We start from the raw sequence: 21,508 nt of genomic DNA, 5'->3' as shown, positions 1-21,508 counted from the left end.
GGCCCCCTACGCAAATTCTGCTGCAAATGCGAGGGGAATGGCAGGCTAGACCTTCGCGATGAAGGGCTGGAGCCTTTCCGGCACCGCGTCCGGCGTGTGGATCAGGCAGGCCAGCACCTCGGCGCTTTCCACCAGACGCGGGCCGGGGCGGTTGAACAGGTGGTGGCCATCGACCGAGAACACCCGTCCCTCGCGCACCGCCCGCAAGTCCTGCCACTGCGGCTGTGCGAGCAGCGCGCGGGCCTCGGGCATGGTCTGGGCGAGCTGGTAGCCGCAGGGCATCAGCGCGATGATATCGGGATCGGCGGCGGCAATCGCGTCGAAGGTGATCCAGTGCGAATGGGTGCCGGGATCGGCGAGCAGTGGATCGGCTCCGGCCGCGGTGATGAGTTCGGGCACCCAGTTGCCCGCGACCATCAGCGGCTCGATCCACTCGATCGCCAGCATCCGGGGGCGGGTCGCCGGTGCGGCGGGCAGCGCGCCCAGCCCCGCCTGCATCTGCGCCGCCGCCTCGGGCGCACGCTCGGGCACACCTGCGGCCTCGGCAACGCGCTCCAGATCGCCGAATACGTCCGCCAGATCATCGGGTGCGAGACTGACCAGCCGGGGCGGCGTGCCCACCCATGTCGCCAGCGCTTCTTCCAGATCGGCAGGTGTCACCGCGCAGACCGCGCATTGCGCCTGCGTCAGGATCACGTCGGGCCTCAAGGATTTCAGCAGCGGCGCATCGACATCATAGACTGACAGCCCCTTCTCGACGATCGCCTTGACCCGGTCCTCGATGGCTTGCGAGGTCAGGCCTTTCTCCAGCTTGGTCGATGTGCAGACGGGAAGCGCCTTCACGGCGGGCGGAAAATCGCATTCGTGGCTGCGGCCCACGAGGTTGTCCTGCAATCCCAGCGCCACCGCGATTTCGGTGGCGCTGGGGAGCAGCGAGACGATGCGCAGCGGCGCGCTCATCGGGCCGTCTGCACGGCCAGCGCGGGGATGCGCGCAAGCACCTGCCAGCCGAGCCACAACCCGGCGAACCACAGCGCGTCATTCAGCGCGATCTGCGCGACGATGCCCGGCACAAACAGCGACGGGTCGCCGAAGGGCAGGGCATAGGCAAAGAGGCTCGCCTCGAAGGCCGCGAAGGCGGCGAGGAAAGCGAGCACCGGCCCTCCCCGCACAGCCGCCCGCGCCGCTGCAAAGGCGATCAGGCTCGCGGCCAGCAGCGAGAGCCCGGCGGCAAAAGTCGGCCCGTCCCACGGGAAGCCCATGAGGCCGAAGCCGAGCACCTGATTGCCGAGCCAGCACAGCCCCACCGCCGCCGCCCCGCGCCGCGCCGGCATCGCGAGCGCAGCAATCGTGGCAATGGCGGCAAAGGGCATCATGCAGGCCAGCACCACCGTGCCCGACAGCGTCGTTGCCGCAAGGATCGCGGGAAGCGCTGCGGGAGCGAGCGATTTGTGAAGATCGGTCATGCCCATCGCTCCCTCAGAACCGCGCCTCGACACCCACCACGGCAGAGCGCCCCGGCGAGACGAAGCTGAAGACCTGTTCGTAGGTCTCATCCAGCAGGTTCTCCACCCGGGCAAAGGCGCTGAGGCTGTCCGTCAGTTTCACCCGCGCATTGAGGTTGACCAGCGTGTAATCATCGAGCTGCACCCGCACCGGCACGAAGCTGGGATCGGTGAAGGCGACATCGGGTGTGGCCCCATTGTGCCGCACGACGAGCGTGGCAGAGGCCTTGTCGCCGGGCGCGGTCCATGTCAGCGCGGCGCTGGCGATGTGCTGCGGGCGGCGCACTTCCTCGACCCCGTTCTCCTCGGCATCGAGGTAGCTGTAGGCCGCATCGAGGCTCCACTGGTCAGCGAGGCGCGCATTGAGCGACACTTCCACCCCGCGCTGCTGGCTTTCGGTGGCGCGATTGGCGGGGGTGGCGATGAAGGTCGGCGGCGGGAAGGTGGTGAAGATCTCGCCCTCCAGCTCGCTGTCGAAATAGGTCACGGCCACGCTGGCATAGTCGCCGAGCTGCTGATCGAGGCCCACTTCCCAGCCCGTGGACTTCTCGGGACGCAGGGCGGCATTGCCAATGAAGCGCCCGTCGACAAAGCCATAGAGCTCGAAGAAGCCGGGGTTCTTGACACCCGATCCCGCCGCCGCGCGAAGGCGGGTGGTTTCAGTGATGCGATACCCCGCGCCCACGCGGAAGGTGGTCGCGTCCTGAAACAGGTCGTTGATGTCGTGCCGCAGGGCCGCGCTGAAATCGAAGGCCTCGCCGGCATAGCGATACTCGCCTACCAGCCCGACCTGCTCGATCTCGCGCCGCCCGTTGAAGGCAAAGCCGCCCGGCGTGGTGTTGCGGAAGCCTTCGACCTCGTAATCGGCGGCGAAGGTGAGGTTGTGTTCGCCCGCGATCCGCAAGGCGCTGACGTAGGAGGCCTTGACGCGGTCGCCCTCGCTGCTGCTCGAAGTGCCGAAGGGGCCGAAGGTCTCGCGGCTCACATCGGCAATCTGGGCGGAGAGGTCATGCGTCCAGCGCCCCTCCAGCGTCTCCAGCCGCGCGCCGACGAGGGCATAGACCGCCTCGTTGGTGAAGCCGGTGCCGGGGCTGTCGATGATGAAGCCGAAGGTGGGACTGGTGGTATCGAAGTTGCTGTCGTTCGACTGGCCCTCGGTGCGGATGAAGCGGGCCGCGGCGCGCAGGGTGAGGGTGTCGCTCACCGCCACGCTGCCCTTGCCCGCAAGGGTGTAGCTGTCGCGGCCGATGTCGCGGGTGCCATTGCGGGCGTTGGGCTGGCCGTCGGTGCTGACGACGACGGCAGAAAGCGCCGCGTCCCAGCTGTCTCCGTAAGCGCCGTAACGCAGCGCGCCGTTGATGGTGTTGTCGAGCCCGCCTTCGAGCCGCGCGGCAAAGCCCGGTCGCCCACGCCCGCTGGCGCTTTCATAGGCGACCACCCCGCCGATCGCGTCGGGGCCATAGAGCGCGGACTGCTGGCCGCGCAGCACCTCGACCCGCGCGCCGGGTTCGGCTTGCAAGGTGCCCACATCGAACTCGCCCGCAAAGGGATCGGACACCTCGATCCCGTCGACCAGCACCAGCACATGATTGGCCTCGCTGCCGCGCAGACGGATCTGGGTCTGGCCCGCGACGCCCGCGACAGCCACGCCGGGGACATCGCGCAGCACGTCGGCGATGTCGCGGGTCTGGCGAGCTTCGAGCTCATCGGCGGTTATGACAAGGGCCGAGCCGGTGAAGCTGTCCCGCACTAGCGATCCGTCCCGGCTGGCAGAGACAAGGATTTCAGCCGGCAAGCGATAATCGGCAAAGGTGATTGTCTCTTCGCGCTCGCTCTCGTCCTGCGCCACCACCGGCGCAGCCCAAACCAGCGCCGCCGCAGCGACGCTTCCCAATAATGCAAAATTCTTCACGGATTCCTCCCGTCATCAGCAACATGGTGGCCGCGAGGGGTTTCGATCCCCCACGGCCCAGCGATGTCGCTCACAACGAAAGTCTGTTTCCGCGCCTGGCCAACCCCTGAACCCGGCATAGAGCGACACGCCCCGGTCGGTCTCCTGGCTCACGGATCGCCGCGTGGGATGCTCGCCTTCCCGGATGGCCCGAAGACCCCCAGTGGCTGCCCTTCGAAAAGGGAGCGCACCCCACACTCACCGCTTACAGTTGCAGGGACAGCTGCGGAATCGAACCGCATTCCCGTTACCTTGGCGCGGGGAGGTGGATAGCGTCAGGCGAGGCTGACGGCAAGCGGTGTAAAGGCTGCCAAGAATGAGGGCGCCATAACGGCCCAAAGGGCCGCAAGGCCGACCGGCCGCCCGAGCTTATGCGAGGAAAGCCAAGCAGCGCGGACGCGCTGCGCCCGGCGCTTGAGGGCGAAAACAAAAAAGCCTTCCCCATCGTGGGAAGGCCTTTTGCGTTTAACTGGTGGAGCCGAGGGGGATCGAACCCCTGACCTCGTCATTGCGAACGACGCGCTCTCCCATCTGAGCTACGGCCCCGTTCCAGTTTTCGTGCACCGCGCAGTCCCGGAAGGCGGCGGGCAGGCGCGCGCATTAGCGGGAAGAGCGGGTGCTTGCAACGCCCGATTTTGCCCGAAATGCGCGCTGGCGGCGGGCTACTTGCCCGACTTGCCACCCGCAGGCGGCGCAATCGGCTGCACCACGGGGAGCGAGGTGACGTCCTCGTTCACCGGGATGACCGGAACCGGCAGGCCGGTGACCGGGTCGATCACGGTCTGCACCATATCGGACTGCACCTGTCCGGCGCGCGCCTGCTGCACTGCGACCCAGCCCGGCTGCGAGGGGCCATATTGCGCGCCCCACTTGGCATCCCACGCCGCCGAGGCCTGCTGATAGGCTTCATACTCGTTGAAGAACTGCTCGAAAGGCATCAGCAAGCCATCGAAATTCGCCCGCGCCAGCGCCAGCGGATCGGCCACCGGAGCCACGGCAAGGCGGTTCGACATATCGAGCACCGCGCGGCAGAAGCCGGCACGGGCGCCCGGTTCGGCGAAGAAGTTGTAGACCTGCGTGGTGTAGGCATCGCGCGCGACAATCGCATCGCGGCGCACCCTGTGCTTGCTGGCGTATTTCTTCTCCAGCCGGTCGTTGACCGCCTTCAGCGACTTGACGTTCTTGTTGAGGAAGGTGCGATAGCCCTCGACGATCGGCTCGTATTCGGGCGCGTTGCAATTGAGCGCGGCGACGTTCCAGGCCGAGCGCAGGTTCCAGACCAGCTGATCGTCGCTGAGGTCGCTGTTGACGGTGATGCGCCGCCCGTCAGGCCCGCGCGCGGGCACGTCCATCACATAATGCGCGCCGCCAGGAGGGAGCGGGCGATAGGGCACGGCTTCGACCACAGCCACCGGTGCCGGAGGCGGCGGCGGCGGGGGCGGGGGCGGAGGCGGTGCAGGCGTGGCGCAGGCTGCCAGCAGCGCGCTGCCCACCGCAAGCGTGGTGATCGCAAGGCCGAACGGCGTGCGGATCGTGGTGCCGGCGGGCGTGGTATCGGGCGTGTGCGAGGCCGCGCTCATTGAAACATCTCTCCTGCTGCGTGTCTGTGCTGCCGCTTGGCGACCAGAATGGGACGCCCCGGCTTGCTCCAGCCTTAAGGGCACGGCGATAGCTGCCTCGCCTTACAAAGCAAATGCCCGGAACCTCAGGAAGGCTCCGGGCATCCGACATTTCAACATCTTCGATCCGTGGCCTGATCAGGCCGCAGGCTTACTCGCGGTTGCCGAGGAAGCTGAGCAGGAACTGGAACATATTGATGAAGTCCAGATACAGCGTCAGCGCGCCGAGGATCACGGCCTTGCCCGCGAATTCGGTGTTGCGCAGATACTGGTATTCTTCCTTCAGCCGCTGCGTGTCATAGGCGGTGAGGCCTGCGAAGATCAGCACGCCGATGAAGCTGATCGCGTAGTAGAACGCCGGGCTCTGCAGGAACAGGTTGATCAGCGAGGCGACGATCAGGCCGATCACGCCCATGATCAGGAAGCTGCCCATGCCCGACAGGCTCTTCTTCGTGGTGTAGCCAAACAGCGACAGGCCGGCAAAGGCCGCCGCCGTGGCGAAGAAGGTCGTGGCGATCGAGCTACCGGTGAAGACCAGGAAGATCGACGACAGCGACAGACCCATCAGCACCGCGAAGGCCCAGAACATCAGCTGGAGCGTGCCGGTGCTGAAGCGGTTGGCGCCAAAACTCATCGCGAAGACGATCGCGAGCGGCGACAGGCCCACCACCCAGCGCAGGGCGCTGAAGTGAATCGTTTCAGCCATGCCGCTGTTGAACGCCAGCAGCGCGACGATCCCGGTCAGCAGGATGCCCGAGGTCATGTAGTTGTAGATCGCAAGCATATGCTTGCGCAGGCCCTCGTCAAAGCTCACGCGCCCGGTGACATCGCCTCCGGCGCGGGGCACGGAGCCAAACCGCTGCGCATTGCGCGAGGAGTCATTCCAGTCAGCCATTGTGAAACCCTTAGCCTTTCATCTTGGAGCGCGGAAAAAGCCCGCGCTCTCCAATGGGGGGAATATCGGGGTTTCGTTCGGGCTTTTCAAGCGAAACCGGCTTGCAAAGGGTGCAATTTGTTCAGCTGAACAGCCGTTAATCTTAACCACCCTTCGAGAGCGCTGCGCCCTTGTCGGCGGTGGCCCGCAAGGTCGCGGTGAGCAGGCGGCGCAGCGCTTGCCCCTCATCGAGCACATTCAATCCTTCGCGGGTCATGCCGCCGGGGCTGGCCACGCGGTCAGCGAGCGTCGCGGGCGCTGCGTCGGAGGCAGCGGCAAGCGCGGCAGCCCCCTCGACCGTGGCGAGCGCCAGTGCCGACGCAGTGCCTTGATCCAGCCCGAGGTCGGTGGCCGCGCCAGCGAGCGCGTCGATGAAGCGATAGACGAAGCCCGGCCCCGATCCGGCGAGCGCGGTGACAAGATCGAACTGCGCCTCGTCCTCAAGCCACACCGCGCTGCCGAGCTGGTCGAACAGCGCGAAGGCGGCGGTGCGCGCAGGCTCGTCCAGCCCGCGCTGGCTGAGGATCACCGGCGACTTGTTGATCCGCGCGGCAAGGTTGGGCATCACCCGCACATGGCCCGCGCCTTGCGGAAAGGCCGCAGCGAGCTGATCGAGCGTGATCCCGGCGAGCAGCGAGAACACCGTCCGACCCGCCGTCAACCCCTGCAAGCCCGGCCCCAAGGCGCCCAATTGCTGCGGCTTGAACCCGAGGAGCACAGCATCATGCACACCCGGCACTTCGGCGGCATCACGATAAAGCGCCACGCCTGCCGGGGCTTCGGGCAAGGCCGGATCGAGCACGCTGAACTGGCCAGCAGACACACCTGCCGCCAACCATCCGGCGAGCATCGCTCCGCCCATATTGCCGCAACCGATGATGAGGAGGTGGCTCATGGCAGCCTCGCGCTCAGGCCTCGCCCGCCGCGTCGACCATCGCCGCTTCCAGCGCCGCGCGCGGGGTCTTGCCGCCCCACAGCACGAACTGGAACGCGGGGTAGAAGCGGTCGCACTCGTCGATCGCGCTTTCGACCAGCGCCTGCGCCATGTCGAGGCTCAAGCGCCCGTGATCGCCGAGCAGCGCGCCGTGGCGGTAGAGCAGCACATCGCCGTTCGACCAGATGTCGAAATGCCCGAGCCACATCTGCTCGTTGACGAGACACAGCAACTCATACGCCGCCGCGCGCTTGTCGTCGGTGACGCGGATGTCGGGCAGGCACAGGAACTGGAGCACGCCGTCCTCTGCCCGCCAGATCGCGCGCAGCTGGTAATTGGCCCAGCTGCCCTGCACCTCGCCGGTCATCTCGTCGTCCGAGACCAGCTCGCACGGCCACCCGCGCGCGGCGAACAGGCTGGCGAGCATTTCGACGGGGGCGGCATCGTCCTCGGCGGAATAGTCCATGTCGTGCGCTCTCATCGGCGGGCGTTCGGGCGGGAGGGGGTCGTGAGCACCATTGGCGAACGTGTGGACGCGTTTCCCCGCGCTTGGCAATCACCCGCATCGGAGCGGCTGGGGAGAACCAGACAAGCCTGTGCAAAGCCTGTGCAAAGAAAGTGGGGGACGAGCCGGAACCCTCACTTAATCGGCTGAATTTCCTCGCCTTCGGGGCTGACATACATGAAGGTGTCAAGTCCCTTGGCCTTCAGCTCGCGCACTAGCGCCTGAGCCTTCTCGCGATTGTCCAGCGGCCCGGCCAGCAGGCGGTTGGCCTCACCCCAGCGGGTCGTGAAGGGCTTGAGCTTGGCGAGCGGCGCGCCGCCCTTCTGGGCAATCTTCTTCCAGTCGAGCCCCAGCGCCTTGAGGTTCTTGCCGGTTGCCACCTGCACCCACACGCGGCTGGGGTGGACGGGCTTGGCCGGCTCCTTGGGCTTGGCCTTCTCGGCCGTCTTCTCCGCAGCAGGCTTGGCGACGGGTGGCGGCGGTGCCTCGCGCTTGATCGCGATTCGCGACAGATCGACTGCATCGCCGCTCACCCGCGCCTCGGGCAGTGGCGCGGCGAGGAGATCGGCAAAGGCATCGGCCACGCGCGGCTGCGGCGCGGGCGCAGGTGGCGGAGCCGCGCTGACCGCAACGGGCGTGACCGTCGCGACCCGCGCGGCGGCAGGCGCCGGTGTGGTAACGGGTGCGGGGGTCGCAGGGCGCGCGTCGAGCGGCGGGCCGGCCGGCGCGAGGCGGGACTCGGCGCGCTCCTCGGCAGCAAAGCGCGCCAGCCGCGGATCGTCGCGCCCGATATCAGCCGCGCGCGGAAACAGTCCGAGATTGGCAGCCGCGGCCTGCTGCGGCTTGGTGAGGCGCGGCATATAGCCGAGATAGGGCACCAGCCGGGTCGCCAGATCGCGCGGCATCACCTGCTCGACAATCGCCGCCGCCCGGTCGCTCTCGCCCATGATGGCAAGGCCAAAGGCGCGGGCGCGCTGCGCGGCCATGTCGCGCCGATCGAGCAGCGGGCGCAGCGTTTCTTCAAAGCGGGCGCGGTTACCCGAGATGGCATAGCTGACCGCCAGCCGTCGGCGGGCCTCGTCATTCTCGGGATCGAGCACGAGCGCGCGGGCATAGGCGCCCTGGGCCGCAGCGTTCTCGCCCACCAGATCGAGCGTCAGCGCCTGATCGGGGAGCAGCAGTCGCTCATCCGCACCGCCAGCGAGCGCGCGCTCGAACTGCACCAGAGCTTCGCCCGCACGGCCGGCGCGCAGATAGACAGAGCCCAGACCCTGCGCCACGATCGGGTTGCCCGGATCAATCTCAGCCGCGCGGCCAAAAAAGCCGATCGCCGCTTCAAGATCATCGACGCCAAGCGCGGCCTGCCCGGCCTCGATCAGCGCATCCCTGTCGCGGGGCGCCTTGGCGAGTTCCACCAGCGCGCGGTTCAACCGCTGCACCTCGGGCGCTGGCAAGGCCTGCACCACCGGCTGCGAGACGGTCTCCTGCGCGGCCAGCGGCACGGCGGCCGTGCCGATCAACAGACCAAGCGTGAGGGACAAGCGCGACACCATGGCTTCCGGCTCTAACGTGCTCACCGTCACCCGCCAGAGGCAGGCGCGGCGCGCGCGGCCAGCAGCGCCGGGCGCGCGCCAGATGGCGGATTACTGGTTGTTCTGGCGGCCGAGAAAGCGCGGAATGCTGAGAGCCGGGCTGTCCTCGCCGTCGCCGTCTTCATCCTCTTCGTCATCGCGCGAGGTGCTGCGCGACAGGTTGGCCATGCGCTCGAACAGGGTGCTGCCGCCCCCCGCGCCGCCGCCACCGCCGCTGCCGCCTTCGTCACCCCCACCGCCGAGCAAGGCGCGGCGACGGCCGCCGCCGAGCTTGGCTTCAACCGGGCGGTCTTCCGCTGCCAGACGGTCGGCGCTGGCGAGCAGATCGTCCTGTTCGGGGCCGGCAGGCTCATAGACATCGCCGAGGTCGAGCGTCCCGTCATCCTCGTCGGCGGTCGGCGTGGCGGAACCCGCGCCGTAACCGAAACCCGCACCATCATCCGCGCCGCGCAGGCCTGCGAGCGGATCGACGATGTCATCGACATCATCCTCATACTCGTCGCCGTAATCGTCCCCGGCCTGCATCCCGGTGAGATCGAACGGGGTCGGCGTGACACCGTCGTCTTCGTCCTCGTCCTCGTCCATCGCGCCGAGATCGAGCGTGTCGTCGTCATAGCTGACCGAAGCGGTGGCAGCCGCGGCTGCCGGAGGCGCAAAGCCATAGTCGGAGGTCGGCGCAGGGGCTGGCTCGACCGGCGGAAGCGCGCTCAGCCCTTCGTCATCCGAGAGCTCCAGCACCGGCCGCTTGGGCGCGCGCGCCCCGCCGAGCGAAACCGGCTGCGAACGATCAATATGGCCGATGGCGCTCTGCTCGATGCCCGTCGCGACCACCGAAACGCGGATCTTGCCCTTGAGGTCGGGGTTGAAGGCCGAACCCCAGATGATGTTCGCATCCTCATCCACCAGCTCGCGGATGTGATTGGCGGCCTCGTCGACTTCGAGCAGGCGCATATCCTCGCCGCCGATGATCGAGATGATGACGCCCTTGGCGCCGGCCATGCTGACGCCGTCGAGCAGCGGGTTGGCGATCGCCTGCTCCGCCGCGTCGAGCGCGCGGTTCTCGCCCTCGCCCTCGCCCGTGCCCATCATCGCCTTGCCCATCTCGCTCATCACCGAGCGCACGTCGGCAAAGTCGAGGTTGATGAGGCCGGGCATGACCATCAGGTCGGTGATCGAACGCACGCCCTGCTGGAGCACTTCGTCAGCCAGCTGGAAGGCTTCCTTGAAGGTGGTCTCCGCCTTGGCGACGAGGAACAGGTTCTGGTTGGGAATGACGATCAGCGTGTCGACGTGCTGCTGAAGCTCGTCGATCCCGGCCTCGGCGGCGCGCATCCGGCGGGTGCCTTCGAACAGGAACGGCTTGGTGACGACGCCCACGGTCAGCACGCCCATGCGGCGCGCGGCTTCGGCGATGACAGGCGCGGCGCCGGTGCCGGTGCCCCCGCCCATGCCGGCTGCGATGAAGCACATATTGACGCCTTCGAGCGCCTTTTCGATTTCCGCGACGGTTTCTTCCGCGGCCGCCTTGCCCACTTCAGGCCGCGCGCCTGCGCCGAGGCCGCCGGTGATGTCCGGGCCAAGCTGGATGCGCTTTTCGGCAGGCGAGGTGCTGAGCGCCTGAGCATCGGTGTTGGCGACTATGAACTCGACACCCTCGATCTCGGCAGCAATCATGTTGGCAATCGCGTTGCCCCCGGCCCCGCCGATCCCGATGACGGTGATGCGCGGGCGCAGATCGTCGCTCGCTGCGGGTCCGATATTGATGCTCATCAGCTTGTCCTCCAGGTGCGGGGGCAGGGATTTCTCATGCTATCCTCCCGCATTTAGCGTCTCTGACATAATCAAGGTGTACATTTTATACCGACAGAGCCCTTATCCACAGCGCAAGGTCGGAAAATGACACCGGGCGCGCCCCTACGGCACCGCTAGAAATACTCGCGCAACGACCGCAGCAGCCGCTGGACATAGGCCCACAGGCCTTGTTCGCGGGTGAACGGGCGATAGACTCCGCCGCGCTTGGCGCCGACTGCACGGATATCGATCGGGTCTTCGGCAGCGTAGAGGCACAGGCCTGCCAGCGTCGCAAAGCCGGGCGCATGATGGGCCTCGGGCATACCGGTGAGCTGCGGCGGTCGGCCCAGCCGCACCGGCTGGCCAAGCGCGCCCTGCATGAAGTCCGCCATCCCGGCAAGCTCTGCCCCGCCGCCGGTGAGCACCACCTGCCCCGCGCGCGGGCCGGCAAAGCCCATCGTCTTCAGCGCCTTGCCGATCTCGCCCGTCAGCACCGACAGCTGCTGGGTGACCACCGCGATCAGCTCTGCGCGCACGATCCGGTTCTTGTCATCGGCCCCGCGCGCGAGCGGGCCTGCGACGGCAGCCTCCCCGCCCTCGCCGACCATCTCGCCCGGCCCGCTGACCGGGATCAGCTCGCGGTGATCGGCCGGGCTCGCAATCGCCGAGCCTGCCACGCATTTCAGCCGTTCGGCCTGGCTGCGGCGGATGCCGAAGCTCGACGCGATCGCATCGGTGATCGACCCCGATCCCATCGGCACGGCATGGAGGCCCAGCAGCATCCCGCCCGCAAACACCGCGACATTGGTGATGTCGGCCCCGATCTCGACCAGCGCCACACCCAGCTCGCGCTCCTCGGGTGTCAGGCAGGCGTGTCCTGCGGCGAGCGGCGCTGCAACCACGCCCTCGACATCGAGATGCGCATTCTGCACCGCTTCGGTGAGGTTCCTGACCGGCGCACCGTCAGCGAGCATGACGTGGATATCGACCCCCAACCGCTCGGCATGAAGCCCGCGCGGATTGGCGACGCCGTGCGCGCCATCAAGGGTGTAATGGGCCGGCTGGGCGTGGAGCACCTTGCGGCCATCGGGCTGGATCATGTCCTGCGCCTCGATCAGCAGCGCCTCGACGTCCTCGTCCTCGATCCGCCCCCCGCCGATCTCGATATCGACCGATACCACATGGCTCGCCAGCCCTGCACCGGCGCAGGCGATCCAGACGGAGCGCACCGGCGTGCTGGCGCTCTTTTCCGCGCGTTCGACGGCGTCACGGATCGCATGGGCGGCGGCGGTCATGTCGGTGACATAGCCGCGTTTGACCCCGGCACTGGCCCGGTGGCCCGAACCGAGCACCTGCAAGTCGCCATTCTCGGTCTCGCCCATGATCATCGCCGAGATGCGGAACGACCCGATGTTCACCGCCGCGTAAGTGCGGGCAAGACGGCGCGGGCTGGCGGGCTTGGATGCCATCAGGTGGTCTCCCCGTCATCCTCGGCAGCGACCACCTTGGGCCCGCCGACCGGCTGGGGCAGGCGCAGGTAAAGCCGCGGCGGATTGCGCATATCGAAGGCGAGCACCTTGCCGCCGAGCAGCCGGTTCTTCCCGTCCAGTCGTGCGAACTTGACCAGCGCGCTCGCCGCCACATCCGCGCCTTCGGGCAGCGCGAGCAACTGGCCGGTGTTGAAGGTCAGGTTCCAGCGGCGGTTGCCGACCCATTCGGCCGCTTCGACCTTGGGCGCCAGCGCAGGCGCGGCCGCGAGCAGCGTTTCAAGCGCGCGCGCCTGCTTGGCCGCCCCCGGCCCTGCGAGCCGCAACATTCCCTTGGCCTTCTCGGCGCTGACGGGCTCCAGTTCGACCCCGGTCGCGTCGACCAGCATCAGGCGGTCGGCCCGTTCGAGCACGGCGTGGGGCGTGCGCTCGACGATGTCGATGGCGAGCGTGTGCGGCAGCTGGATCGAAACCCGCGCGTCCTTGACCCACGGCAGCGCGCGCAGCTCGGTGCGCAGCTTGGCAAGATCGACATCCGGCATCGCCTGATTGCGGGTGGCGAGCGCGCGGGCATAGACCTCCTGCTCGTCCATCCGGTTGGTTCCGGTGACGCGGACATGGCGCACCTCGAACCCGGCATCGGCAGCAATCGCGGCAACCTGCGCCTGCGCCAGTGCGGGAACGCCGGCAAGGCTGGCGATGATAAAGGCGATCCCCACCCCGCCGCCGATGATCGTGGCGAGCCAGACGCGGCTCCACTGCTCCTCGGTGAAGGGCAGCGCACCCATCACCTTGTCGATGATCCCGCTGGCCGACCCACGCGCCTTGCGCGCGGTGACCGCGCGGCTCTGCGCCTTGGCCGCGCGCCGCACGCCGGTGGTGGTGTTACGCCTGATCTTCTGTGCCATGCGTGCCCCCCTTCGCTTGCTTGCCTGCGTGAACCCGGAGCGCCTCGGCTACCAGCATCTCGACCAGATCGGCATAAGGAATACCCCGGCCTGCCGCCTGCTCGGGCACGAGGCTGAGCGGCGTCATGCCCGGCTGGGTGTTGGTTTCGAGCACGAACAGCCCGTCCTCGCCCGCTTCCTCGTCCCAGCGGAAATCGGTGCGGCTGGTGCCGTGGCAGCCCAGCACCTGATGCGCCTTGACCGCGTATTGCTCGCAAAGCGCGGTGATTTCGGGCGGCAGCTTCGCGGGGAAGATATGTTCGGTGCGCCCGGCGGTGTACTTGTTCTCGTAATCGTAGAAGCCGCTCGCCACCACCAGTTCGGTGACGCCCAATGCGCGCGGGCCATCGGGGCCATCGAGCACGGCGGCGGTCAGCTCGCGGCCCTTGATGAAGGGTTCGGCGAGCAATTCGGCGAATTCCTGCCACGGCCCGCGCGCGTCCGGGCTGATCGGGTTGCCGACATTGCTGTCCGCCGTGACGATCGCGACACCGACCGAGGAGCCCTCGTTCACCGGCTTCAGCACATAGGGGCGCGGCAGCGGGTCGCGCTGGTAGAGCTCATCGCGCGTCACGATCCGCCCGCCGGGCATCGGGATGCCATGCGGCACCAGCGCCTGCTTGGTCAGCTGCTTGTCGATCGCGATCACCGAGGTGGCGAGGCCGGAGTGGGTATAGGCGAGGCCCATCAGGTCGAGCATCCCCTGCACCGTCCCGTCCTCACCCGGCACCCCGTGGAGCGCGTTGAACACGACATCGGGCTTGGCCTCATGCAGCCTGAGCGCAACGTCGCGCCCCATGTCGATGCGGGTGACGCGGTGGCCCTTGCTTTCGAGCGCATCGGCCACGCCCGCGCCGCTGGTCAGCGAGACGGGGCGTTCATTGGCCCAGCCGCCCATCAGGACAGCGACGTGGAGTTTAGGAAGGCTCACGGACGTCCCACTCTCTGGATTTCCCACTCAAGGCTCACGCCGGTCGCGGCATAGACCTTGTCGCGCACCAGCTCGCCCAGACCTTCGATGTCGGCGCTGGTGGCAGTGCCGGTGTTGATGAGGAAGTTGGTGTGCTTCTCGCTGACCTGCGCGCCGCCCAAGGTGAGACCGCGGCAGCCCGCCTGATCGACAAGCTGCCAAGCCTTGTGGCCCTCGGGGTTCTTGAAGGTCGATCCGCCGGTCTTGGTGCGCAGCGGCTGGCTGGCCTCGCGCGCGGCGGCGATGCGGTCCATCTCGGCGCCGATAGCGGCAGGCTCGCCCGGATGGCCCCGGAACCGGGCCGAAACGACAATCGCGCCTTCGGGCAGGGCCGAATGGCGGTAGGAATACTCGAGTTCGGCCGCGTTCAGGGTGATGAAGCTGCCATCGTGCAGGATCACCGCGCAGTCGAGCAGCACATCGGCCACCTCGCGCCCGTAAGCGCCGCCATTCATGCGCACGAAGCCGCCCACCGTGCCGGGGATCCCGCGCAGGAATTCGAGGCCCGCAATGCCGAGATCGCGCGCGGTGGAGGCGACCAGAATCCCGCTTGCCCCGCCGCCGCAGGTGAGTTCCAGCTCGCCCGTGTGCTCGACCTTGGCGAAGCTCTTGCCGAGCCGCACCACCACGCCGGGCACTCCGCCGTCGCGCACGATCATGTTCGAGCCGAGGCCCAATGCCATCACCGGGATCTCGCCCGCCAGCCGTTCGAGAAACAGCTTCAGGTCTTCCAGGTCGGCCGGCTCGAACAGCCAGTCGGCCGGGCCGCCGGTCTTGAACCAGGTATAGGGCGCGAGCGGGGCCTTGCAGGTGAGCTTGCCGCGAATGCCCTCGAGCGGCACAGGGGCGGAGACGGCACCTTCCACCGCGCAGGTGGGGGCGCTGCCGTCATCGAAGTCGTAGCTGTCGCCGGGCTGGTTCATGCCGCGCCCCGCTTGGCCGTGATCGCCGGGGCGAGCCCTGCCGCCCACTTGGTGATATCGCCCGCGCCAAGGCACACCACGAGGTCACCCGGCGCAATCTCGCCCGACAGCGTTTGCGCCAGCGCGTCGGCCCCGGCGATTTCGCGCGCGGCACGGTGCCCGCGCGCCTTCATCCCCGCCACCAGCGCGGCGTGATCGACCCCCGGGATCGGCTCCTCGCCCGCCGGATAGACCGGGGCGACATAGGCGATATCGGCATCGTCGAAGCACGACTGGAAATCGTCCATCAGGTCATTGAGGCGCGAATAGCGGTGCGGCTGGGCGACCGCGATAACCCGGCCTCCGCTGCTGCCGACAGCCTCGCGCGCGGCGGCGAGCACGGCGCGGATTTCGACCGGGTGGTGGGCGTAGTCGTCGATCACGGTGACTGTGCCGCCCGAAACGTCGACACTGCCGACCTTGGTGAACCGCCGCCGCACGCCGCCGAAGCGGGCAAAGCCGGTGCGGATCACATCGTCGCTGCAACCCATCTCGATCGCGACGGCAATCGCGGCCAAGGCGTTCTGGACATTGTGGCGGCCGGGCATGGGCAGGTGCACGCCCTCGATCCGGCGATCCTCAAGTCCGCGCTGGCGCACGATCACGTCGAAGGTGTTGCCCCCGTCCTCGCTTCGCACGTTCACACCGCAGATATCGGCCTGGAGCGAGAAGCCATAGGTCACGACCTTGCGGTCGCGCACCGCGCCGATCACCGCCTGCACCACCGGATGATCGACACACAGCACCGCCGCGCCATAGAAGGGGACGTTGTGGATGAACTCCACAAACGCCTTCTTCACGCCCTCGAAATCGCCGTAGTGATCGAGGTGCTCGGGATCGATATTGGTGACGACCGCGATGGTGCCATCAAGGCGCAGGAAGCTGCCGTCGCTCTCGTCAGCCTCGACCACCATCCAGTCGGAATCGCCAAGGCGGGCGTTGGAGCCATATTGCTCGATGATCCCGCCATTAATGACGGTGGGGTCGATCCCGCCCGCATCGAGCAGGGTCGCGATCATCGAGGTGGTCGTCGTTTTGCCGTGCGTGCCCGCCACCGCGACGGTCGACTTCAGCCGCATCAGCTCGGCGAGCATTTCCGCGCGGCGCACCACGGGGACGCGGGCTTCGAGCGCCGCTGCGACTTCGGGGTTGGTGCGGCGCACGGCGGTGGAGGTGACAACCACCGCCACGCCCGCGACATTCTCGGCGCGGTGGCCGATGTGGACGGTGATCCCGCGCGCGCGCAAACGCTCGACGCTCGGCCCTTCGGCGATGTCGCTGCCCTGCACCTGATAGCCCAGGTTATGCATCACCTCGGCGATGCCCGACATCCCGATCCCGCCGATGCCGACGAAGTGGATAATGCCGATATCGGTGCCGACGCCCTTCATGCTGCGTTCTGTTCCTCGGTCTTTTCGCCGCCCGCCGCAGCGGTGGAGGCACGGGTGCGCAGCCGGGTTGTGGCGGGCACTGCCTCACCGACCCGGATAACGTCCATCAGGTCAATCCCGCTCATGCTCTCGACAAGGTCAGCGAGCGCTTGCGCCGCATCGGGCCGACCACAGTTGAAGGCGCAATGCGCGGCGTTTGCGAGGCTGGCGGGGTTCATCGCCATCGCCTGAATCTGCTTGGCCAGCTCCTTGGGCTGGAACGCATCCTGCCGGATCATCCGCGCGCCGCCCGCCTTGACCATCTCGCGGGTGTTGACCGCCTGGTGATCGTCAGTCGCGATGGGAAGCGGCACCAGGATCGCGGGGCGGCCGACTGCGGTCAGTTCCGCAATCGTCGAAGCGCCCGCGCGGCCGATGAACAGGTGCGCGTCGGCGAGGCGTTCGTGCATATCCTCGAAATAGGTGCCGAGTTCGGCCGGGATGTCATGCTCGGCATAGCGCTTGCGCACCGCGTCGAGATCCTCCGGGCGGCATTGCTGGGTGACCTGCAAGCGCTGGCGCAGCGCGGGCGGGAGCATGGCAAGGCCATCGGGCACCACATCCGAGAGAACCCGCGCACCCTGCGATCCGCCGGTGACCAGAATGCGCAGCAGGCTCTCTTCGGTGAAGGCCGGGAAATCCTGTTCGCGCAAGGCAAGCACCTCGGCGCGCACCGGATTGCCGACAAGGTGAACCTTCCCCGCATATTTGGGCTTCAGCCGATCGACCTTCTCGTAGGAGGTCGCAATCGCATCGACCCGGCCCGCGAGAAGCCGGTTGACCCGGCCGAGCACGGCGTTCTGTTCGTGGACGATGCTCGGTAGCTTTGCCGCCGTGGCGGCGAGCAGAGCGGGCAGCGCCGGATAGCCGCCGAAGCCGACGATGGCTGAAGGCTGGAACGTCTCGAACAGGCGCAGCGCCATCGCCCGGCCTTCCAGCACGGCGCTGACCCCGGCGGGCCAGCCGAGCGGGTTCTTGCCGAAGCGGCCTGCGGGCAGGACGTGTGCCGTCAGGAAATCGGGCTTTCCGGGGATCGCGGCGCCGCGATCATCGGTGATCAGCGCGACATGATGCCCCCGCAGGTGCAGCTCCGTCGCCAGCGCAAAGGCCGGGATCAGGTGCCCGCCGGTGCCGCCTGCGGCAAGCACATAGTGGCGGGATGCGCCGGTGGGAGAGGGGCTGCTCGTCATGCGGGCGTGTCCTTGCGTTCGATCAGTTCGCGCAGTCCCCCGCCTTCGCGGGCGAGGAACGGGTTGCGCCGGGTGATCGCCAGCAATAGCCCAAGCGTGAAGCACACCGCCAGTGTCGATGAACCGCCGTAGGAAATCAGTGGCAGGGTCATCCCCTTGGACGGGAACAGCTTGAGGTTCACAAGGATGTTGATGAAGGCCTGCCCGCCGAACTGGGTGATGAGGCCCGCCGCCGCCAGCAGCGCGAAGAGGTTGTCCTCCCCCACCAGCCGCAGCAGCGCGCGCAGCACCAGCCCGCAATAGAGCAGCACCACAAGGCCGCACATCAGCAGGCCGAATTCCTCGCCGATCACCGAGAAGATGTAATCGGTATGCGCCTCGGGCAGGTTCATCTTGCGCGTGCCGAGCCACAGGCCGGTGCCCGTCCACCCGCCCGCGGTGATGGTGCGCTGGGCAAGGTCAACCTGATCGAAGGCGGTGCCGCCGCCCAGAAAGCCGTCAATGCGGTGGCGGGCGTTGTCGTAGAACAGGTAAGCGAGGATCAGCCCCCCTGCGCCAATCCCGCCCAGCGCGGCAAGGCGCTGCCACGGCATCCCGGCCAGCAGCACCATCACCAGCCAGATCCCGCCGAACAGGATCGCATCGCCAAGGTTGGGCTGCAGCATCAGCAGGCCCGCAATCAGCCCGAAGAAGCCCGTGACGTACCACACCACCGGCAGCCCCGGATCGCGCAGCCGCCAGCTGAGGATCCAGGCGCAGATGATGGCAAAGCCGGGCTTCAAGAACTCCGACGGCTGCAGGCTCATGCCGACATTGATCCAGCGCCGCGCGCCGTTTTTTTCCTCGCCGATGAAGGGCACCACGAACAGCAGCGCCAGCATGATCGCACCGACCACGATCCCCAATTGCCGTGCCTTGTCGCGGCTGAGGAAGCTGAGGCCGATCATCAGCCCAAGGCCCATCAGCTGGAAGATGATGTGGCGCTTGAAGAACATGAACTCGTCGAGCGTCACCTTCGCGGTCGACAGCTGGTCGGCGCTGGCGGGCGAGGCGGCGGCGACCGCAATCGTCCCGAGCGCCATCAGCAGCCCGATCAGCAGCAGCAGCACCTTGTCGATTTCGCGCCACCAGATGCGCAGGGAATCGCGCCAGCGCTTGCTGACCGGAGCAGGCGGGAGGTAGCTTCCCGGGCCTCTGGTCATTGGGGTATAGGCAGGCGCGGTCATGGCAGGATGCTCCGCCCGTCATCGCCCGTATCGCAGCCCGTGATCACGCCGACCATCTGCCGGAAGTGGTGGCCGCGCTTCTCGTAATCGCGGAACTGATCGTAACTGGCACAGGCGGGCGAGAGCAGCACGACCTCGCCCGGGCGCGCGACCTCGGCGGCGCGGCGCACGGCTTCGCTGATGAGCTCGCAGCGTTCGACCTTGACCTGAGCCTCGAGCAGATCGGCAAACATCGGTCCGGCCTCACCCACGGTGTAGGCGGCCGCAATGTTGGCGAGATGATCGGCGCAGGCGCCAAGGCCGTCTTCCTTGGGCAGTCCGCCGACGATCCAGTGAATCCGGGGGCTCCCCGCATTGATCGCAGGATCAGGCGGGAAGGCAGCGAGCGCCGGCGCCGCCGAAGCCGCATTGGTCGCCTTGCTGTCGTTGATATAGGTGACCCCGTCTACCTCGCACACCCGCTCCATCCGGTGTGGGAGGCCGCGATAGGTGGCAAGGCCTGCGGCAATCTGCGCGTCGGCAAGGCCCAGCTGGCGGCAGATCGCCACCGCGACGGCGGCGTTCTGGGCGTTGTGCGGCCCGGCGAGCGAGGGCGAGCGGCCGTCTGCCAGCCCCGCCGCATCGAGATCAGCCGTCGCCACCCGCACCAGCGGCTTGCCCGCCGTCTCCAGCCCCTCGGCGATGCCGATGCTCGGCTCGTCCTCGGCGCAGATCACCGCGGTGCCGGCCTGCTGCATCTGGAACAGCCGCTCCTTCGAGGCGGCATAGGCGGCGAAACTGGCATAGCGATCGAGGTGGTCCGGCGTGATATTGGTCAGCGCCGCGACATCGCAATCGAGCGTGAAGGTGAGGTCGATCTGGAAGCTCGACAGTTCCAGCACATAGACGCCCCCTTCGGGCAGCGGATCCTGCCCCAGGATCGGATCGCCGATATTGCCGCCCATCAGGCTCGGCACGCCTGCGGTCTGGAGGATATGGTGGACCAGCGCGGTGGTGGTCGACTTGCCGTTGGTGCCGGTGATCCCGACCACGCGGTGCGGCGGCAGGCTGGCGCGGGCGCTGGCGAACAATTCGATGTCGCCGATCACGGGCAGGCCATATTGCCATGTGTGCGGCCCGATGGGGTGCGCGTTGAGCGGCACGCCGGGCGAGACCACGACGCCGGCAAAGCCGGTGAGGTCAAGTTCGAGCGGATCGATCAGCCGGCAGCGCCCCTCGAACGGTTCGCGCGCGTGCGGCTGGCGATCCCACGCGATCACCTCTGCCCCGCTCGCCAGCAGCGCCTCAGCCGCCGCCGCGCCCGAGCGCGCGAGGCCGAGCACCGCGTAACGCTTGGACTTGAAGGCGGGTGAGGTGATCACGGGGAGCGGCTCTCCCTATCGCAGCTTGAGCGTCGACAGCCCGATCAGCGCGAGCACGATGGCGATGATCCAGAAGCGGATCACGACCTTGCTCTCGCTCCATCCGAGCTGTTCGAAGTGGTGGTGGATCGGCGCCATCTTGAACACGCGGCGGCCCGTGCGCTTGAACCAGAACACCTGAACGATCACGCTCACTGCTTCAAGAACGAACAGCCCGCCAACAATGCCGAGCACGACTTCATGGTGCGAAGCGACCGCAATCGCCCCCAGCGCCCCGCCAAGGGCAAGGCTGCCGGTGTCACCCATGAACACGGCAGCAGGCGGCGCGTTGAACCACAGGAAGGCAAGCCCTGCCCCCATGATCGCGGCACAGAAAATCGCCAGCTCCCCTGCGCCCGGAACGTGGGGGATGCCGAGGTAGTTCGAGAAATCCGCCCGGTCCACCAGATAGGCGATGATCGCAAAGGTGCCTGCCGCGATGATCACCGGCATGATCGCAAGACCATCCAGCCCGTCGGTCAGGTTCACCGCATTGCCCGCGCCCACGATCACGAAGGCGGCAAAGACATAATAGGCCGGCCCCAGCGGAATGCTCACGCCGGTGAGGAAAGGGAGGTAGAGGTTGGTGTTGATCTGGCTGACGATCAGCCAGCTGGCGACGCCCGCCACCACGAACTCGCCCAGCAGCCGCACCCGCGCGGGCACGCCTGCGTGACTGTTCTTGGAGACCTTGTCGTAATCGTCGAGGAAGCCGATCACCCCGAAACCGATCGTCACGGCCATGCACGCCCAGACGAACGGACTGGTGAGATCCATCCACAGCAGCATCGAAGCCGTCAGCGCGGTCAGGATCAAGAGGCCGCCCATCGTCGGCGTGCCGCGCTTGGCGAGGTGCGATTGCGGGCCGTCCAGGCGGATCGGCTGCCCCTTGCCCTGGCGCACGCGCAGAAAATTGATGAAGCGCTCGCCGATCACAAGGCCGATCACCAGCGCTGTCATCAGCGTCGCGCCCGCGCGAAAGCTCTGGTAGCGCACCAGATTGAGGATGCCTTCGAAGCCAAGCCACTCGGCAAGAAGATAGAGCATTCAGTCGTCCCTTGGCGC

The 21,508-nt window shown here is 67.5% G+C and carries 18 protein-coding genes, 1 tRNA gene and 1 riboswitch; all 19 genes read right to left on the bottom strand.

Features of this window, described 5'->3' with window-relative positions; all coding sequences use genetic code 11:
* Window positions 1–45: 45 nt before the first annotated feature.
* Window positions 46–960: a cobalamin-binding protein gene (locus PS060_RS10375; RefSeq protein ID WP_273982985.1), complete on the bottom strand. Its 915-nt coding sequence runs from the start codon at window positions 958–960 to the stop codon at window positions 46–48.
* The gene (locus tag PS060_RS10370) at window positions 957–1,466 is read right to left on the bottom strand and encodes a hypothetical protein (protein ID WP_273982983.1); all 510 of its coding nucleotides are present in this window, start codon (window positions 1,464–1,466) and stop codon (window positions 957–959) included. Before PS060_RS10370 ends, PS060_RS10375 begins: the two co-directional genes overlap by 4 nt.
* Window positions 1,467–1,479: 13 nt before the next feature.
* Complete coding sequence (locus PS060_RS10365; RefSeq protein ID WP_273982981.1) at window positions 1,480–3,417, bottom strand: TonB-dependent receptor plug domain-containing protein; 1,938 nt, start codon at window positions 3,415–3,417, stop codon at window positions 1,480–1,482.
* A 117-nt stretch (window positions 3,418–3,534) separates the two neighbouring features.
* Window positions 3,535–3,726, bottom strand: a riboswitch (cobalamin riboswitch).
* Between the two features lie 200 nt (window positions 3,727–3,926).
* Window positions 3,927–4,002, bottom strand: a tRNA-Ala gene (locus tag PS060_RS10360).
* 116 nt (window positions 4,003–4,118) lie between these two features.
* A complete protein-coding gene (locus PS060_RS10355) occupies window positions 4,119–5,036 on the bottom strand; it encodes a hypothetical protein (protein ID WP_273982980.1) in 918 nt (305 codons plus the stop codon).
* Between the two features lie 190 nt (window positions 5,037–5,226).
* Entirely contained in the window at window positions 5,227–5,970 is a 744-nt protein-coding gene (locus PS060_RS10350; protein WP_273982978.1) for a Bax inhibitor-1/YccA family protein, read from the bottom strand.
* A gap of 142 nt (window positions 5,971–6,112) precedes the next feature.
* A complete protein-coding gene (locus PS060_RS10345) occupies window positions 6,113–6,904 on the bottom strand; it encodes a pyrroline-5-carboxylate reductase family protein (RefSeq protein ID WP_273982976.1) in 792 nt (263 codons plus the stop codon).
* Between the two features lie 13 nt (window positions 6,905–6,917).
* Window positions 6,918–7,424: a YbjN domain-containing protein gene (locus tag PS060_RS10340; RefSeq protein WP_273982975.1), complete on the bottom strand. Its 507-nt coding sequence runs from the start codon at window positions 7,422–7,424 to the stop codon at window positions 6,918–6,920.
* A 158-nt stretch (window positions 7,425–7,582) separates the two neighbouring features.
* Window positions 7,583–8,998: an SPOR domain-containing protein gene (locus PS060_RS10335; protein ID WP_273986902.1), complete on the bottom strand. Its 1,416-nt coding sequence runs from the start codon at window positions 8,996–8,998 to the stop codon at window positions 7,583–7,585.
* A gap of 93 nt (window positions 8,999–9,091) precedes the next feature.
* The gene (ftsZ, locus tag PS060_RS10330) at window positions 9,092–10,810 is read right to left on the bottom strand and encodes a cell division protein FtsZ (RefSeq protein ID WP_273982974.1); all 1,719 of its coding nucleotides are present in this window, start codon (window positions 10,808–10,810) and stop codon (window positions 9,092–9,094) included.
* A 155-nt stretch (window positions 10,811–10,965) separates the two neighbouring features.
* Window positions 10,966–12,300: a cell division protein FtsA gene (gene ftsA, locus PS060_RS10325; protein ID WP_273982972.1), complete on the bottom strand. Its 1,335-nt coding sequence runs from the start codon at window positions 12,298–12,300 to the stop codon at window positions 10,966–10,968.
* Complete coding sequence (locus PS060_RS10320; protein ID WP_273982970.1) at window positions 12,300–13,226, bottom strand: cell division protein FtsQ/DivIB; 927 nt, start codon at window positions 13,224–13,226, stop codon at window positions 12,300–12,302. Before PS060_RS10320 ends, ftsA begins: the two co-directional genes overlap by 1 nt.
* A complete protein-coding gene (locus PS060_RS10315) occupies window positions 13,204–14,196 on the bottom strand; it encodes a D-alanine--D-alanine ligase (protein WP_273982969.1) in 993 nt (330 codons plus the stop codon). Before PS060_RS10315 ends, PS060_RS10320 begins: the two co-directional genes overlap by 23 nt.
* Window positions 14,193–15,158, bottom strand: a complete 966-nt coding sequence (gene murB / locus PS060_RS10310; RefSeq protein WP_273982967.1) for a UDP-N-acetylmuramate dehydrogenase — start codon at window positions 15,156–15,158, stop codon at window positions 14,193–14,195. Before murB ends, PS060_RS10315 begins: the two co-directional genes overlap by 4 nt.
* Window positions 15,155–16,588: a UDP-N-acetylmuramate--L-alanine ligase gene (gene murC / locus PS060_RS10305; RefSeq protein ID WP_273982965.1), complete on the bottom strand. Its 1,434-nt coding sequence runs from the start codon at window positions 16,586–16,588 to the stop codon at window positions 15,155–15,157. Before murC ends, murB begins: the two co-directional genes overlap by 4 nt.
* Entirely contained in the window at window positions 16,585–17,817 is a 1,233-nt protein-coding gene (gene murG / locus PS060_RS10300) for an undecaprenyldiphospho-muramoylpentapeptide beta-N-acetylglucosaminyltransferase (protein ID WP_273982963.1), read from the bottom strand. Before murG ends, murC begins: the two co-directional genes overlap by 4 nt.
* A complete protein-coding gene (locus PS060_RS10295) occupies window positions 17,814–19,043 on the bottom strand; it encodes an FtsW/RodA/SpoVE family cell cycle protein (RefSeq protein WP_273982961.1) in 1,230 nt (409 codons plus the stop codon). Before PS060_RS10295 ends, murG begins: the two co-directional genes overlap by 4 nt.
* Window positions 19,040–20,404, bottom strand: a complete 1,365-nt coding sequence (gene murD, locus PS060_RS10290; RefSeq protein ID WP_273982960.1) for a UDP-N-acetylmuramoyl-L-alanine--D-glutamate ligase — start codon at window positions 20,402–20,404, stop codon at window positions 19,040–19,042. The genes PS060_RS10295 and murD overlap by 4 nt, the downstream gene beginning before the upstream one ends.
* A 15-nt stretch (window positions 20,405–20,419) precedes the next feature.
* The gene (gene mraY / locus PS060_RS10285) at window positions 20,420–21,490 is read right to left on the bottom strand and encodes a phospho-N-acetylmuramoyl-pentapeptide-transferase (protein ID WP_273982958.1); all 1,071 of its coding nucleotides are present in this window, start codon (window positions 21,488–21,490) and stop codon (window positions 20,420–20,422) included.
* Between the last annotated feature and the right edge of the window lie 18 nt (window positions 21,491–21,508).

This window comes from Erythrobacter sp. BLCC-B19, assembly GCF_028621955.1.
Classification (GTDB): Bacteria; Pseudomonadota; Alphaproteobacteria; order Sphingomonadales; family Sphingomonadaceae; genus Erythrobacter.
The sequence above is the reverse complement of the archived record's forward strand: the minus strand, read 5'-3'. Positions and strand labels throughout refer to the sequence as shown.

What these genes read in the sequence shown, in the direction of transcription:
- PS060_RS10295 (WP_273982961.1), bottom strand. Translation starts at nt 19,043, where the DNA reads ATGACCGCGCCTGCCTATACCCCAATGACCAGAGGCCCGGGAAGCTAC.
- murG (WP_273982963.1), bottom strand. Translation starts at nt 17,817, where the DNA reads ATGACGAGCAGCCCCTCTCCCACCGGCGCATCCCGCCACTATGTGCTT.
- ftsA (WP_273982972.1), bottom strand. Translation starts at nt 12,300, where the DNA reads ATGGCATCCAAGCCCGCCAGCCCGCGCCGTCTTGCCCGCACTTACGCG.
- PS060_RS10340 (WP_273982975.1), bottom strand. Translation starts at nt 7,424, where the DNA reads ATGAGAGCGCACGACATGGACTATTCCGCCGAGGACGATGCCGCCCCC.
- PS060_RS10350 (WP_273982978.1), bottom strand. Translation starts at nt 5,970, where the DNA reads ATGGCTGACTGGAATGACTCCTCGCGCAATGCGCAGCGGTTTGGCTCC.
- PS060_RS10320 (WP_273982970.1), bottom strand. Translation starts at nt 13,226, where the DNA reads ATGGCACAGAAGATCAGGCGTAACACCACCACCGGCGTGCGGCGCGCG.
- murB (WP_273982967.1), bottom strand. Translation starts at nt 15,158, where the DNA reads ATGAACCAGCCCGGCGACAGCTACGACTTCGATGACGGCAGCGCCCCC.
- PS060_RS10375 (WP_273982985.1), bottom strand. Translation starts at nt 960, where the DNA reads ATGAGCGCGCCGCTGCGCATCGTCTCGCTGCTCCCCAGCGCCACCGAA.
- PS060_RS10370 (WP_273982983.1), bottom strand. Translation starts at nt 1,466, where the DNA reads ATGACCGATCTTCACAAATCGCTCGCTCCCGCAGCGCTTCCCGCGATC.
- ftsZ (WP_273982974.1), bottom strand. Translation starts at nt 10,810, where the DNA reads ATGAGCATCAATATCGGACCCGCAGCGAGCGACGATCTGCGCCCGCGC.
- mraY (WP_273982958.1), bottom strand. Translation starts at nt 21,490, where the DNA reads ATGCTCTATCTTCTTGCCGAGTGGCTTGGCTTCGAAGGCATCCTCAAT.
- murC (WP_273982965.1), bottom strand. Translation starts at nt 16,588, where the DNA reads ATGAAGGGCGTCGGCACCGATATCGGCATTATCCACTTCGTCGGCATC.
- PS060_RS10345 (WP_273982976.1), bottom strand. Translation starts at nt 6,904, where the DNA reads ATGAGCCACCTCCTCATCATCGGTTGCGGCAATATGGGCGGAGCGATG.
- PS060_RS10355 (WP_273982980.1), bottom strand. Translation starts at nt 5,036, where the DNA reads ATGAGCGCGGCCTCGCACACGCCCGATACCACGCCCGCCGGCACCACG.